Below are 13,542 nucleotides of genomic sequence, written 5' to 3' on the forward strand. Positions count from 1 at the left end.
GCCGCCTCACTCGTACGACTCGGGCTTCGCGGTCCGGCTCATGAGGGCGTCCACGGCGAGCCGCGGGTCCATCCCCTCGTGGCAGATCCGCTCGATCTGCTCGGTGATCGGCATCTCCACCCCGTGCGCCCGGGCCAGGTCCCGGATGGCCAGGCAGCTCTTCACGCCCTCGGCGGTCTGCCGGGTGGCCGCCTGGGCCTGCTCCAGGGTCTCCCCCCGGCCCAGGTGCTCGCCGAAGGTGCGGTTGCGGGCCAGTGGTGACGAGCAGGAGGCGACCAGGTCGCCCATGCCGGCCAGCCCGGCGAACGTGATCGGGTCGGCGCCCAGCGCCACGCCCAGCCGGGCGGTCTCGGCCAGGCCGCGGGTCATCAGCATGGCCCGGGTGTTGTCGCCGAAGCCCATCGCGGTGGCGATGCCGTACGACAGGGCGATCACGTTCTTGACGGCCCCGCCCAGCTCGCAGCCGATCACGTCGTCGTTGGTGTACGGGCGGAAGTACGGCGTGCGGATCGACGACTGCACCAGGGCGGTCCGGCGGCTGTCGGTGCCGGCGACCACGGTCGCGGCCGGCTGCTCGGCGGCGATCTCCGGGGCCAGGTTCGGCCCGGAGACGACCACCACCCGGTCGGCCGGCACCCCGGCGGTCTCCATGATCACCTGGCTCATCCGCTTGGTGGTGCCCAGCTCGATGCCCTTCATGAGGGAGACCAGCGTGGCGTCCGCGTCCAGGTACGGGGTCCAGTCGGCGAGGTTGCCGCGCAGCGTCTGCGACGGCACGGAGAGCACCACCACCTCGGCGCCGGCGATCGCCTCCTCGGCGTCCCCGGTCGCGGTGACCCGGTCGGGCAGCCGCACGTCCGGGAGGTACTCCGGGTTGTGGCGCCCGGTCCGGATCGCCTCGGCCACCGAGGCCCGCCGGGCCAGGATGGTCACGTCCCGGCCGGCGTCGGCGAGGATCTTGGCGAAGGCGGTGCCCCACGAGCCCGCCCCCAGCACCGCGACGTGCCCGCTCCGCCCGCTCATTCGGTCACCTCGGGGGTGCGCGTCCGGGCCGGCCGCTCCCACAGCGGTGGTGGTGTGCCGCCACGGATCTCGGCGACCAGGTCCCGGATCCGCAGCATGATCGTGTCCGTCATCTCCTCCAGGATCGCCCGGGTCGGCGTGGCGCCCGCCCACCGGCTCAGGTCGATCGGCGGCCCGGCGACCACCGTCACCGGGGTACGCGGGCGCAGCCCGACGCGGGCGGTCCGCGGGTCGAACATCTTCTCCGGGCCGACCATGGCGAGCGGGATCACCGGGGCTCCGGTGGCCAGCGCCAGCCGGGCCGCGCCGGTCTTGCCCTTCATCGGCCACAGGTCGGGCTCGCGGGTGGTGGTCCCCTCCGGGTAGATCACCACGGCGCCGCCCGCGCTCACCGCGGCGACCAGCTTGTCCAGCGACCGGGCCGCCTCGATGCTGCCGCGCTCGACCGGGATCTGCCGGCACCGGTGCAGGATCCAGCCGATCACCGGCACCCGGAACACGCTCGCCTTGCCGAGGAACTGCGGCCAACGCCCGGCGTCGTGGATGAAGTGCGCGCACACCAGCGGGTCCGCGTGCGAGATGTGGTTGGGCACGATGATGATGCCGCCGTCCCCGCCCAGGTGCTCCATGCCCCGCCAGGTGCGGCGCGTCCACACGGTCAACACCGGCTTCACCAGCACCACGGCGAACCGTGGCCAGAATCCCAGCCTCCGCCGTGCCACCCTGCCTCCTCGTTCCGCCCCACGCGCGCACGCCCCGGGACGAAATCATGCCTGCTCGCTCCGGGTCCGGCCAGTGAGGGTACCGCCGCCCGGCTGGCAGGATTGTCACGTGCCTGAGCCGACCTGGACCGTGGTGGTGCCGGTGAAGCGCCTCGGAGTGGCGAAGAGCCGCCTGCGGGGCGCGCTGCCCGGCGTACCCCACGAGGAGCTGGCGCTGGCCCTGGCGGCCGACACGGTCCGCGCGGTGGTGGCCTGTCCGGCGGTCGCCGGGGTGCTGGTGGTGACCGACGACCCACAGGTGGCGGCGGAGGCGACCGCGGCCGGCGCGGCGGTCGTGCCGGACCCGGCGGCCGGGCTGAACGCGGCCTTCCGGCACGGGGCGGCGGTGGCCGGTCCGCGCGCCGCGGTGGCCGGTCTCACCGCCGACCTGCCGGCGCTGCGCCCGGCCGACCTGGCCGGGGCGCTGCGGGCCGCCCCCACCGACGGGGTACGCGGGTTCGTGGCCGACGCCCCGGGCAGCGGCACCGTGCTGCTCGCCGCGCCGCCCGGGGTGCCCCTGGCGCCCCACTTCGGGCCCGGCTCGGCGGCGGCGCACGCGGCGAGCGGGGCGCTGCCGCTGCCCGGCGGCTGGCCCACCCTCCGCCGGGACGTGGACACCCCGGCCGACCTGGCCGCCGCCGCCCGGCTCGGCGCCGGCCCGCGCACCGCCGCGCTGCTGGCCCGGGCCGGCACGGACGTCGGGTACGGTGCTGGCATGCAGGGCACGGTGGCCACCTACGACGCGTCGACCCGCAGCGGCGTGCTGCTCCTCGACGACGGCACCGAGCTGGCCTTCCCGGCGCGCGCGTTCGACGCCTCCGGGCTGCGGCTGCTCCGGCTCGGGCAGCGCGTCCGCATCGAGCGGGACGGCTCCGGCGAGGTCGTCCGGGTGACGTTGCCGACGATGGCGTGACCAACCTGCCCCGAGTTCATTTTCCGTTCACCCTTGTCGGGGAATCATGAGGTGGTGAGCACCCCTCGCGAGCACCCCGACGGTCCCCGTAACCTCGTCGATCCCGACACGCCCCGCAACGGCGCGTCGACCCGCGGCGCCGACGGCCGGTTCCGCCGCGTCCGCCCGCCGGAGGAGAGCGTCAGCCCCGAGCCCGCGGCGGCGGCCTCCGCCGGTCTGGAGGAGTCCCTCGACCCGGTCGAGGGGCCGGGCCCGCAGGAGGAGCGGCCGGCGGCCCGGCCGCTGCCGGAGGACCGGTTCTTCAACCGGGAGCTCTCCTGGCTCGACTTCAACGCCCGGGTGCTGGCGCTCGCCGAGGACCCCCGCACGCCGCTGCTGGAGCGGGCCAAGTTCCTGGCCATCTTCGGCAGCAACCTGGACGAGTTCTACATGGTGCGGGTGGCCGGGCTGAAGCGGCGGCTCTCCGCCGGCCTGCCGGTGCGCGGCGGCGACCGGCTGCCGCTGCGGACCCAGCTGGAGCTGATCGCCGAGAAGGCCGCCGACCTGGTCTCCCGGCACGCCGCCTGCTTCGTCGACGACGTGCTGCCGAAGCTGGCCGCCGAGGACATCCGGATCCTGCGCTGGAGCGACCTCGACGACGCCGAGCGGGAGCGGCTGCGCACCTGGTTCCGGGAGCACATCTTCCCGGTGCTCACCCCGCTCGCGGTGGACCCGGCGCACCCGTTCCCCTACATCTCCGGCCGGTCCCTGAACCTGGCCGTCTCGGTCCGCGACCCGGACGGCGGCTCCGAGCTGTTCGCCCGGGTGAAGGTGCCCAACAACGTGCCCCGGTTCGTCCGGGTAAGGCGCGACGAGCCGGGAGTGCGTTTCCTGCCGGTCGAGGACCTCATCTCGGTGCACCTCGGGCAGCTCTTCTCCGGCATGCAGGTGGTCGAGTGCCACCTGTTCCGGGTGACCCGCAACGCCGAGGTGGAGGTGGACGAGGACCGCGACGAGGACCTGCTCCAGGCCCTGGAACGGGAGCTGGCGCGGCGCCGGTTCGGCCCGCCGGTGCGGCTGGAGGTGGCCGCCTCCATCTCGGACCACATGCTGGAGCTGCTCGTCCGCGAGCTGGACATGGACGGCCAGGACGTGCTCCGGGTCCGCGGCCTGCTCGACCTCTCCGCGCTCTGGCAGGTCTACGGCGAGGCCGACCGCCCGGACCTCAAGGACCCGCCGTTCGTGCCGGCCACCCACCCCCGGCTCGCCGAGGGCGAGGTGCCGCGCAGCGTCTTCGCCACCCTGCGCGACGGGGACGTGCTGGTGCACCACCCGTACCACTCGTTCGCGACCAGCGTGCAGCGCTTCGTCGAGCAGGCCGCCGCCGACCCGAACGTGCTGGCCATCAAGCAGACCCTGTACCGCACCAGCGGCGACTCCCCCATCGTCGACGCGCTGGTCGACGCGGCCGCCGCCGGCAAGCAGGTGGTCGTGCTCGTCGAGCTGAAGGCGCGCTTCGACGAGGTGGCCAACATCGGCTGGGCGCGTACCCTGGAGCGGGCCGGCTGCCACGTGGTCTACGGGCTGGTCGGCCTGAAGACGCACTGCAAGACCGCGCTGGTCGTCCGCCAGGAGGGCAACCAGATCCGCCGCTACTGCCACATCGGCACCGGCAACTACCACCCGAAGACCGCCCGGCTGTACGAGGACTTCGGCATGCTCACCGCCGACCCGGAGATCGGTGCCGACCTCACCGACCTGTTCAACGTGCTCACCGGCTACAGCCGGCAGACCGCGTACCGGCGGCTGCTGGTGGCCCCGCAGGGCATCCGCAGCGGCCTCGTCGAGCGGATCGAGCGGGAGATCGAGCACGTGCGGCTGGGCATGCCGGGGCTCGTGCAGTTCAAGGTGAACGCGCTGGTCGACGAGGAGATCACCGACGCGCTCTACCGGGCGTCCCGGGCCGGGGTGCACGTGGACCTGCTGATCCGGGGCATGTGCACGCTGCGGCCGGGCGTGCCCGGGCTGTCGGAGAACATCCGGGTCCGCTCGATCCTCGGCCGGTTCCTGGAGCACTCGCGCATCTTCCGGTTCGGCAACAACGGCGACGCGGAGTTCTGGATGGGCTCGGCCGACCTCATGCACCGCAACCTGGACCGCCGGGTCGAGGCGCTGGTGCAGGTGAGCGACCCGGTGGCCCGGGCCGAGCTGGACCACGTGCTGACCGCCGCGTTCAGCCCGGAGGTGGACGCCTTCGAGCTGGCCCCGGACGGCGCCTGGCAGCGGCGTACCGGCACCGGCGACACGCCGCTGACCCACCTGCAGGACCTGCTCCTGCACCGGGTCGGCGGGAGGGCGGGCTGACCGGACCACGACCCGCTCGGAGCGGGCATACGGTGAGCGGATGACGGACGACGAGCCGGTGCGGATCCGGGCGGCGGGCGGGGTCGTCTGGCGCCCGTCCACCGGCGGCGTCGAGATCTGCCTGGTGCACCGCCCCCGGTACGGCGACTGGTCGCTGCCCAAGGGCAAGCTGGACGCCGGCGAGCATCCGCTGCGGGCCGCCGTCCGCGAGGTCGCCGAGGAGACCGACGTCCGGGCCGTGCCGCAGGTACGCCTGCCGACCGTCCGCTACCGCAGCGAGGGCCGGCCGAAGGCCGTCGACTACTGGTCGATGCGGGCCGCCGCGCAGGGCGGTTTCCAGCCGGACACCGAGGTGGACGAGGTGGCCTGGTTCGCCACCGACGAGGCGGCACGCCGGGTCAGCTACCCGCACGACGCCGAGGTGATCGCCGCGTTCGCGGCGCTGCCGCCGGTCACCGCCACCGTGCTGCTGGTCCGGCACGCGCACGCCGGTAAGCGGGGCACCTGGACCGGCCCGGACACCGGCCGGCCGCTGGACGCCGAGGGCTGGGCCCAGGCCCGGGCGCTCGCGCCCCTGGTGGCCCTCATCCGCCCGGCCCGCCTGGTCTCCGCCTCGGCCCGGCGCTGCGTGCAGACCCTCGACCCGGCGGCCGCCCTGCTGGACCTGCCCGTCGAGGTGGTCGGCGACCTGGACGAGCCGCGCCCCGGCCAGCAGCCGGACGAATGCGCCCTGGCCGCCGCCGCCCGGCTCACCGCTCTGGCTCAGGACGCGGAACCGGTCGCGGTGTGCAGCCAGGGCAAGGTGATCCCGGGCGCGCTGGAACGGCTGACCGGCCGCTCCGCCGACTACACCACCCCGAAGGGCGGCGGCTGGCTGCTCGCCTTCGCCGGCGACCGCCTGGTCGCCGCCGACCGCCTGTAAGGAAGGGCCCCCTGTTAACGCCTCCGGTAGAGCAGGGGCCCCCTCCTAACACCACGGGCGCGGGCGGGGCGAGCGCAACCGGCAACGGGGTGCTCAGGGCAGGGCGATCGTCACGGCGACCGGGAGGTGGTCGCTGGCGGTGCTGCGCGGCGCCGTCGCACCCGACGCAGTGAGACCGGGTGAGACGAAGACGTGGTCGATCTGGGTGCGCGGGTCGTCGGCCGGGCTGGTCCGCAGCGGGCGGGCCGCGCCCAGCGCGTCGACCAGCCCGGCGCGGGTGAACTCGGCGAACGCGGCATCGCCGGGCTCGGTGTTCAGGTCGCCGCCGAGCACCAGCGGCCGGCCGGCCGCGTACCGGGTGGCGAAGGCGGCCACCTCGCCGGCCTGGGCCACCGGACCCTCCCCCGGCGGCGGTTGCAGGTGCGTGGCGACCACGGCGAGTTCCCGGCCGCCGAGGTCGAGCGTGACGCCGAGCGCCTGCGCCCCGGTCGGTGCCCCGTGCGCCGCGAGCGGCCGGGTCCGGCCGGACCGCACCGGGAAGCGGCTCAGCACCGCGTCACCCCACACGGGGTCGGCGGCGGGCGCGAAGACGTACGGCATCCGCAGCCGCCCGGCCAGCAGGGCGAGGGTGTCGTGGCCGCCGTTGAGCAGCCAACCCCGGTCCACCTCGCTGAGCAGCACCACGTCCGGCCGGCCGCCCTCCACCGCCCGGGTCAGCGCGTCCAGGTCGAGCCGCCCGTCCAGCCCGAACCCCATCCGGATGTTGTACGCCACCACCCGTAGCGCCGCCGGTGGCGTCGCGGGCGGGTTCGGCGCCGACGCCGGACGGTGGATCCCGCCGGCCACGGAGGTCAGCAGCATCGCCCCGAGGACCGTCCACACCGGCACGGGCGGGCGCAGCGGGGGCGCGGCGAACGGCGGGGCGACCACGGCCGCGGCGGCGACGCCCAGCGCCGCCAGCACCGGCACCCAGCCGTTCGGGTATCCGAGGTCGTAGGCGGCGTAGTAGGCCACGGCGCCGACCGCGAACCCCAGCATCCCGCCGACGACGGCGAAGTCCCGCCGGCCGCCGTCCGAGGCGCTCGGGTCCGGCGCGGCAGACGGACCGGCAGCGGAATCCTCGCCCGGCCTGGCTGGCGCGGCACCAGCCCCTGCACCTGCGCCGAGGCCACGGACCGCTACCGAACCGGTGCCCCCGCCCGGGCCTGTCGTGGCGGGAACGGGCTCAGCGGGCACCCGCTCAGCCGGCACGGTCGCGCGCTCGCCGACGGTGTCGACGAGGGCGAGGCAGCCACCGAGCCCGGCGGCGCTGAGCAGGACCGCCGCCGCCAGCCAGCCCGCCCGGTCGGTGGCGAACAGTCCGGCCCCGACGACCAGCGCGCCCGGCCAGAGCAGCCGCGCCACCGGCCGGGGCGGCCGGAGCAGCACCGCTGCCAGGAAAAGGGCGATCGCCACCTCGGGCACCGCCGCGAGGCGCGCCGGGGGAAGCGCCAGGCCCGGCAGGTACGCCGACCCGTGCCAGTACGACGCGGCCGCGTCCCACACCGCCGGCGTGAGCGCCAACTGGCCGGCCAGCAACAGCACCGGCCCCACCAGCAGCCAGGCGGCACGGCCGGCTCCCCCGCCCGGCCCCGGCACGGCATCACCGGACGAGGCGGCGGGACGGGCCGAGGGCCGGAGCCCGGCCGGCGACGACGTGGTCGCCTGCGCGGCGAGGAAGGCGCCGACCAGCAGGACGGACAGGACCCAGCCGAGCGGGCCGCCCCGCCAGACCAGGTCCTCGGTGCCGAGCAGGGCGTGCCCGACGGCGGCCCCGGCCAGGCCGAACGCCAGCCCCGGCACCGGCCGGGCGACCGTGGCGGCGGTCGCGGCGAGCCACACCAGGCCGGCGAGCAGGCCGGCGCAGGCCAGCCAGAGCTGGGCCCGGCCGCCGGGCGCGGCGGTCAGGGCGAACCGGGCGGCGGCCAGCACCCCCGCCGCGACCAGGCCCACCGGGCGTGGACCGGGCCGGCTGAGCAGGACGGGCGCGGCGAGGGCGAGCACGAACCAGCCGAGGGCGAAGGCGCCGAGGAGTTCGGCCGGCGTCTCGGCCGCCCGGCCGAAGATGGTGATGATCGACGGCAGCCACACCCGCAGCACGTCGAGCAGGACGACGACGCCGAGGGCGAGCGCGGCGGTGGGAAGGTGACGGTGGCGCACGGGCGCCCCTCTTCTCGTGACCGACGGGGGTTTTCGGCACGAGGATTCTCCGGGCTGGCGCGACGGCGGGTCAACGCGTACCCACGAGAAAGGGCGCCCACCACGAACGGTGGGCGCCCTTCCGGGTCGTGCGGTCAGCGCCGGCTGGCGGCCTTCTTGGCCGGAGCCTTCTTCGCCGGCGCCTTCTTGGCAGCGGTGCTCTTGGCGGCCGTCGTCTTCTTGGCGGCGGCGGTCTTCTTGGCGGCGGTCTTCTTGGCCGCGGTCGACTTCGCCGCGGTGGTCTTCTTCGCCGTGGTCGTCTTGGTCGCGGCCTTCTTCGCAGGTGCGGCCTTCTTGGTCGCGGCGGCGGTCTTGGTCGCCTTCGCCGCCGTGGTCTTCTTGGCGGCGGCGGCCGCCGTGGTCTTCTTCGCAGCGGTCGCCTTGGCCCCGGTCGCCTTCGCGCCGGTGGTCTTCGCGGCGGCGGCCGAGGTGGTCTTCTTGGCGGCGGCGGTGGACTTCGGCACCTTGCCGCTGGCCACCATCTCCTTGAAGCCCGCGCCCGCCCGGAAGGTCGGGACGGAGGTCTTCTTGACCTTCACCGCCTCGCCGGTCCGCGGGTTGCGCGCTGTTCGGGCTCCCCGGACACGCTTTTCGAACGCTCCGAAACCGGTGATCGCCACTTTCTCGCCCTTGGTGACCGCCGCCTGAACCTCAGTGAGGACCGCCTCGAGCGCGGCCGTCGCCGTCTTCCGGTCCCCCAGGCGAACGGCGAGCGCCTCGATGAGCTCGGCCTTGTTCACGACTTCCTCCCGATTGTGCAACTGACTCGTCGCGAGCCATTCTGCGCGCACGGTATGCCCTGTGCTGCCTGGACACAAACATTCGGTGGAAAAAAGCCCTTGTGTCGTAACGGATTCGCCCCCACCGGCCGGGCCGGTGGGGGCGAAAAGCTATCTGTGGTCAGGCGACCGAGGGCAGGAACGACGGCCGGGACGCCTCGTAGGCGCTGATCTCGGCCTCGTGCCGGAGGGTGAGTCCAATGTCGTCCAAGCCCTCCATGAGCCGCCAACGGCTGTGGTCGTCCAGCGGGAACGCCCAGGTGGCGTCGCCGGCGTGGACCTGGCGGGCGGCGAGGTCGACCGTGATCGGGGTGGTCGGCTCGGATTCCACGAGATCCCACAGTTCTTCCACGGCTTTCAATTCCAACTCGACCGGAAGGAGTCCTTCCTTGAGCGCGTTGCCGCGGAAGATGTCGCCGAAGCGAGGCGCGATCACGGCCCGGAAGCCCCAGTCCCGCAGCGCCCAGACGGCGTGCTCCCGGGAAGATCCGGTGCCGAACTCCGGGCCGGCGATCAGAATCGACGCACCCGAATGGACGGGATCGTTGAGGACGAATGACGGATCCTCCCGCCACGCGTTGAACAGACCGTCCGCGAATCCGGTCCGGGTCACCCGCTTGAGGTACACGGCGGGGATGATCTGATCTGTGTCCACGTTGGACCGCCGCAGCGGCACGGCCGTGCCGGTGTGGGTGGTGAACTTGTCCATCTCTCGGCTGCCCTTCTACAGGTCGGCGGGGGCGGCCAGCCGGCCGACCACGGCGGTGGCGGCGGCGACCGGCGGGGACACCAGGTGCGTACGCCCGCCCCGGCCCTGGCGGCCCTCGAAGTTGCGGTTGGAGGTCGAGGCGGAGCGCTCGCCCGGCTTGAGCGTGTCGGGGTTCATGCCCAGGCACATGGAGCAGCCGGCGAAGCGCCACTCGGCGCCGGCGTCGGCGAAGACCTTGTCCAGGCCCTCCGCCTCGGCCGCCTCGCGCACCGCGGCCGAACCGGGTACCACCAGCATGCGTACGCCGTCGGCGACCTTGTGCCCGCGCAGCACGTCGGCGGCGGCGCGCAGGTCCTCCAGCCGGCCGTTGGTGCAGGAGCCGACGAAGACCACGTCCACGGCCAGGTCACGCAGCGCGGTGCCGGGTGTGAGGTCCATGTACTCCAGGGCCCGGCGGGCCGCGACCCGCTCGGCCTCGGTGACGAAGTCCTCCGGGTCCGGCACGGCCGCGGCGAGCGGCAGGCCCTGGCCGGGGTTCGTCCCCCAGGTGACGAACGGCGTGATCCGGCCGGCGTCGAGGGTGACCTCGGTGTCGAAGGTCGCGCCCTCGTCGGTGGGCAGCGTCCGCCAGTGGGCGACCGCCGCGTCCCAGTCGGCCCCCTGCGGCGCGTGGGGCCGCCCCTTGAGGTACGCGAAGGTGGTCTCGTCCGGCGCGATCATGCCGGCCTTGGCGCCCCACTCGATGGACATGTTGGCGATGGTCATCCGGCCCTCCATCGAGAGGTTCCGGATGGCCTCGCCCCGGTACTCCACGATGTGCCCGCGCCCGCCGCCGGTGCCCACCTGGGCGATCAGTGCGAGCACCAGGTCCTTGGCGGTGACCCCCGGGGCGAGCTGGCCGGTGACGTTCACGGCCATGGTCTTCGGGCGGGCCTGCGGCAGCGTCTGGGTGGCCAGCACGTGCTCGACCTCACTGGTGCCGATGCCGAAGGCGAGCGCGCCGAACGCGCCGTGGGTGGCGGTGTGCGAGTCGCCGCAGACGATCGTCATGCCCGGCTGCGTGAGGCCGAGCTGGGGGCCGATGACGTGCACGATGCCCTGGTTCTCGTCGCCCAGCGGGTGCAGCCGCACGCCGAACTCGGCGCAGTTGCGGCGCAGCGTCTCGATCTGGGTGCGGGAGGTGGGGTCCGCGATCGTGAGCAGGTCGCCGCGCCGGGAGCGGAACGCCGGGTCGTCGTACCCGGTCGGGGTGTTGTGGTCCTCGGTCGCGATCGTCAGGTCCGTGCGGCGGACCGGGCGGCCGGCCAGGCGCAGCCCGTCGAACGCCTGCGGGCTGGTGACCTCGTGGAGCAGGTGCAGGTCGATGAAGAGCAGGTCCGGCTCGCCGGCGGCGGAGCGGACCACGTGCGCGTCCCAGACCTTCTCGGCCAGGGTCCTCGGTTGAGTGACTCCCACCATCTGGACATCCTAAATTTTGGGAGGTAAATTTCGGCTTGTGGGACACAGTATGAGCGGTGTCGGCGTTCTCGACAAGGCGGTGGTCATCCTGGCCGCCTGCGTCGACGGCGCCAGCCTGGCCGAACTCGTTGAACGCACCAAGCTGCCCCGGGCCACCGCGCACCGGCTGGCACAGGCGCTGGAGATCCACCGGATGCTGGTCCGGGACACCCAGGGCCGCTGGCGCCCCGGCCCCCGGCTCGGCGAGCTGGCCAACGCCGCGCCGGACGTGCTGCTGACCGCGGCCGAGCCGCTGCTCGCCGCGCTGCGCGACGCCACCGGGGAGAGCGCCCAGCTCTACCTGCGCCGCGCCGACGAGCGGATCTGCGTGGCCGCGGCCGAGCGGGCCAGCGGCCTGCGGGACACCGTGCCGGTCGGCTCGGTGCTGCCCATGACGGCCGGCTCGGCGGCGCAGATCCTGCTCGCCTGGGAGCCGCCCGAGGCGGTCATGCCGCTGCTGCCCCGGTCGAAGTTCACCGGCCGCACCCTCGCCGAGGTGCGCCGCCGCGGCTGGGCGCAGAGCGTCGCCGAGCGGGAGGCCGGCGTGGCGAGCGTCTCGGCCCCGATCCGCGACCGCACCGGCCGGGTCATCGCCGCGATCAGCATCTCCGGGCCCATCGAGCGCCTGGGCCGCCGCCCCGGCGAACGCCACGCCATGGCCGTGGTCCGCGCCGGCCAACGCCTCTCCGGCCTCTGAGGCCCCCACCCCCACCCCACTCGGTTGATCATGAGGTTGGCGGCAGTCACGGAGATCAAGAACGCCGCTAACTTCATGATCAGCGAGGTCAGGGTGGGGCCGCGGGCGGGACGGGCGAACGGCCCGTCTCGCGGGTGCGAGACGGGCCGTTCCTGTGTGGTAGCCCCGACCGGATTCGAACCGGCGCTACCGCCTTGAGAGGGCGGCGTCCTGGGCCGCTAGACGACGGGGCCAGGCACTTTTCCTGCTTCACCGCCCTGACGAGCGGTGCCGCAGTAGTCTAGCGGCACCACGTCCACCCCCGGCGAGGGGGTCTGTGGCCGGCCGTTGACCAGGAGACACGAAACAGCCCGCCCCACGAGGTGGGACGGGCTGTCGATGCTTGTAGCCCCGACCGGATTCGAACCGGCGCTACCGCCTTGAGAGGGCGGCGTCCTGGGCCACTAGACGACGGGGCCAGAACTTCATGCTTCCGCGCCCTCACGGGCGGGGAAGCTGACTCTATCAGAGATCATCTGCCGCCCCTCTCGCGAGGAGCGGAGCGGAACTCCGCCAGAATCCAGCGTCCGGGATTCTCGCGAATCCGCGGCTGCGCTGGGGTACCAGGACTCGAACCTAGACTAACTGAACCAGAATCAGTCGGGCTGCCAATTACCCCATACCCCATTGGCCCCTTGCGGCGCCAGGAACGAACTTTACCCTCCCGGTGCCGACAGGCCAAATCCAACCCCTCGAACCCGCCCTCAACTGCGGAAACGAGGCGTCGGACGCGTCAGGCCACCGGCACCACCGGGTTGGTGAGCTCGCCGATCCCCTCGATCCGCACGGTGACCGTATCCCCGTCGGTGAGCGGGCTAACCCCGGCCGGCGTGCCGGTCAGGACCACGTCACCGGGGAGCAACGTCATGACGTGGGAGATGTACGACACGAGAGCCGGGACGTCGAAGACCATGTCCTTCGTGCGGCCGAGCTGGCGTACCTCCATCTCCTCCGGGTTGCGGCCCACCTCGCAGCGGACCTCCAGGTCGGTGACGTCCAGCCCGGTGGTGATCCACGGCCCGATGGGGCAGAACGAGTCGAAGCCCTTGGCCCGGGTCCACTGCCCGTCGGAGCGCTGGAGGTCCCGCGCCGTGACGTCGTTGGCGCAGGTGTAGCCGAAGATGGCCCGCTCGGCGGCGGCCCGGTCGGCCCGGCGCGCGCCCGGGGCGCCGATCACGACGGCCAGTTCGGCCTCGTGCTCGACCTGCTTCGAGAAGATCGGCAGCCGGATGGCGTCCCGGGGGCCGATCACCGAGGTGGACGGCTTGAGGAACAGCAGCGGCTCCTTGGGCACCTCGCTGCCGTGCTCGGCGGCGTGTTCGGCGTAGTTGCGGCCGACGCAGACCACCTTGCTGGGCAGGATCGGTGAGAGCAGCCGGACGTCGGAGAGCGCCCAGCGGGCGCCGGAGAACTGGATCTGCCCGAACGGGTGGCCCTCGATCTCGGCGATGGTCAGGCCCTGCGGCCCGGCCTCCGACTCGCCCTCGACGACCCCGAACGACATTCCCTTGGCATGAGCGAAACGAGCGATACGCACCCGGCCAATCTATCCCCGCCGACCGGCCGGGCCACGCCGGACGCGGCCACGGGCTCCGTCGCGGGGGTGCGGAAGGGTACGCCG

The 13,542-nt window shown here is 73.9% G+C and carries 11 protein-coding genes, 3 tRNA genes and 1 pseudogene; 5 read left to right on the plus strand and 10 right to left on the minus strand.

Annotated elements, in window-relative coordinates; all coding sequences use genetic code 11:
• Positions 1 to 6 precede the first annotated feature (6 nt).
• Together ACFYPD_RS15515 and ACFYPD_RS15520 are read right to left on the minus strand one after the other, a co-directional pair.
• Positions 7 to 1,023, minus strand: a complete 1,017-nt coding sequence (locus ACFYPD_RS15515; protein WP_387113273.1) for an NAD(P)H-dependent glycerol-3-phosphate dehydrogenase — start codon at positions 1,021 to 1,023, stop codon at positions 7 to 9.
• Positions 1,020 to 1,745 (minus strand): lysophospholipid acyltransferase family protein, encoded by a 726-nt coding sequence (locus tag ACFYPD_RS15520; RefSeq protein ID WP_387113275.1) that lies wholly within the window; start codon positions 1,743 to 1,745, stop codon positions 1,020 to 1,022. The genes ACFYPD_RS15515 and ACFYPD_RS15520 overlap by 4 nt, the downstream gene beginning before the upstream one ends.
• Before the next feature lie 109 nt (positions 1,746 to 1,854).
• Between ACFYPD_RS15520 and cofC the strand changes: the two are divergent.
• The 4 genes and pseudogenes from cofC to ACFYPD_RS15540 form a co-directional block, all read left to right on the plus strand.
• Positions 1,855 to 2,496, plus strand: a pseudogene (gene cofC, locus ACFYPD_RS15525) (2-phospho-L-lactate guanylyltransferase); the annotation flags it as partial.
• Positions 2,497 to 2,499: 3 nt separating this feature from the next.
• Entirely contained in the window at positions 2,500 to 2,697 is a 198-nt protein-coding gene (locus ACFYPD_RS15530; protein WP_387113415.1) for a cold-shock protein, read from the plus strand.
• A 54-nt stretch (positions 2,698 to 2,751) separates the two neighbouring features.
• The gene (locus tag ACFYPD_RS15535) at positions 2,752 to 5,040 is read left to right on the plus strand and encodes an RNA degradosome polyphosphate kinase (RefSeq protein ID WP_387113277.1); all 2,289 of its coding nucleotides are present in this window, start codon (positions 2,752 to 2,754) and stop codon (positions 5,038 to 5,040) included.
• Between the two features lie 40 nt (positions 5,041 to 5,080).
• Positions 5,081 to 5,962: an NUDIX domain-containing protein gene (locus ACFYPD_RS15540; RefSeq protein ID WP_387113279.1), complete on the plus strand. Its 882-nt coding sequence runs from the start codon at positions 5,081 to 5,083 to the stop codon at positions 5,960 to 5,962.
• A 93-nt stretch (positions 5,963 to 6,055) separates the two neighbouring features.
• Here the strand turns inward: ACFYPD_RS15540 and ACFYPD_RS15545 are convergent, their stop codons facing one another.
• From ACFYPD_RS15545 to leuC, 4 genes are all read right to left on the minus strand, one after another.
• Positions 6,056 to 8,161 carry an endonuclease/exonuclease/phosphatase family protein gene (locus tag ACFYPD_RS15545; protein ID WP_387113281.1) on the minus strand — a complete coding sequence of 702 codons (2,106 nt, stop codon included), beginning with the start codon at positions 8,159 to 8,161 and terminating at the stop codon, positions 6,056 to 6,058.
• Positions 8,162 to 8,295: 134 nt separating this feature from the next.
• Positions 8,296 to 8,940 (minus strand): HU family DNA-binding protein, encoded by a 645-nt coding sequence (locus tag ACFYPD_RS15550; RefSeq protein WP_387113417.1) that lies wholly within the window; start codon positions 8,938 to 8,940, stop codon positions 8,296 to 8,298.
• A 160-nt stretch (positions 8,941 to 9,100) separates the two neighbouring features.
• A complete protein-coding gene (gene leuD, locus ACFYPD_RS15555; protein ID WP_387113283.1) occupies positions 9,101 to 9,688 on the minus strand; it encodes a 3-isopropylmalate dehydratase small subunit in 588 nt (195 codons plus the stop codon).
• Positions 9,689 to 9,703: 15 nt separating this feature from the next.
• Complete coding sequence (gene leuC / locus ACFYPD_RS15560; protein ID WP_387113285.1) at positions 9,704 to 11,146, minus strand: 3-isopropylmalate dehydratase large subunit; 1,443 nt, start codon at positions 11,144 to 11,146, stop codon at positions 9,704 to 9,706.
• Positions 11,147 to 11,195: 49 nt separating this feature from the next.
• Here leuC and ACFYPD_RS15565 point away from each other — a divergent pair, with 49 nt between their 5' ends.
• A complete protein-coding gene (locus ACFYPD_RS15565) occupies positions 11,196 to 11,882 on the plus strand; it encodes an IclR family transcriptional regulator (RefSeq protein WP_013284529.1) in 687 nt (228 codons plus the stop codon).
• A 157-nt stretch (positions 11,883 to 12,039) separates the two neighbouring features.
• Here the strand turns inward: ACFYPD_RS15565 and ACFYPD_RS15570 are convergent.
• From ACFYPD_RS15570 to ACFYPD_RS15585, 4 genes are all read right to left on the minus strand, one after another.
• A tRNA-Glu gene (locus ACFYPD_RS15570) sits at positions 12,040 to 12,115 on the minus strand.
• A gap of 152 nt (positions 12,116 to 12,267) precedes the next feature.
• Positions 12,268 to 12,340 (minus strand) — tRNA-Glu (locus tag ACFYPD_RS15575).
• Between the two features lie 136 nt (positions 12,341 to 12,476).
• Positions 12,477 to 12,548, minus strand: a tRNA-Gln gene (locus ACFYPD_RS15580).
• Positions 12,549 to 12,654: 106 nt separating this feature from the next.
• Positions 12,655 to 13,458: a fumarylacetoacetate hydrolase family protein gene (locus tag ACFYPD_RS15585; protein ID WP_091268833.1), complete on the minus strand. Its 804-nt coding sequence runs from the start codon at positions 13,456 to 13,458 to the stop codon at positions 12,655 to 12,657.
• Positions 13,459 to 13,542: the final 84 nt, after the last annotated feature.

Source organism: Micromonospora sp. NPDC005299 (assembly GCF_042872345.1).
Taxonomy (GTDB): domain Bacteria; phylum Actinomycetota; class Actinomycetes; order Mycobacteriales; family Micromonosporaceae; genus Micromonospora.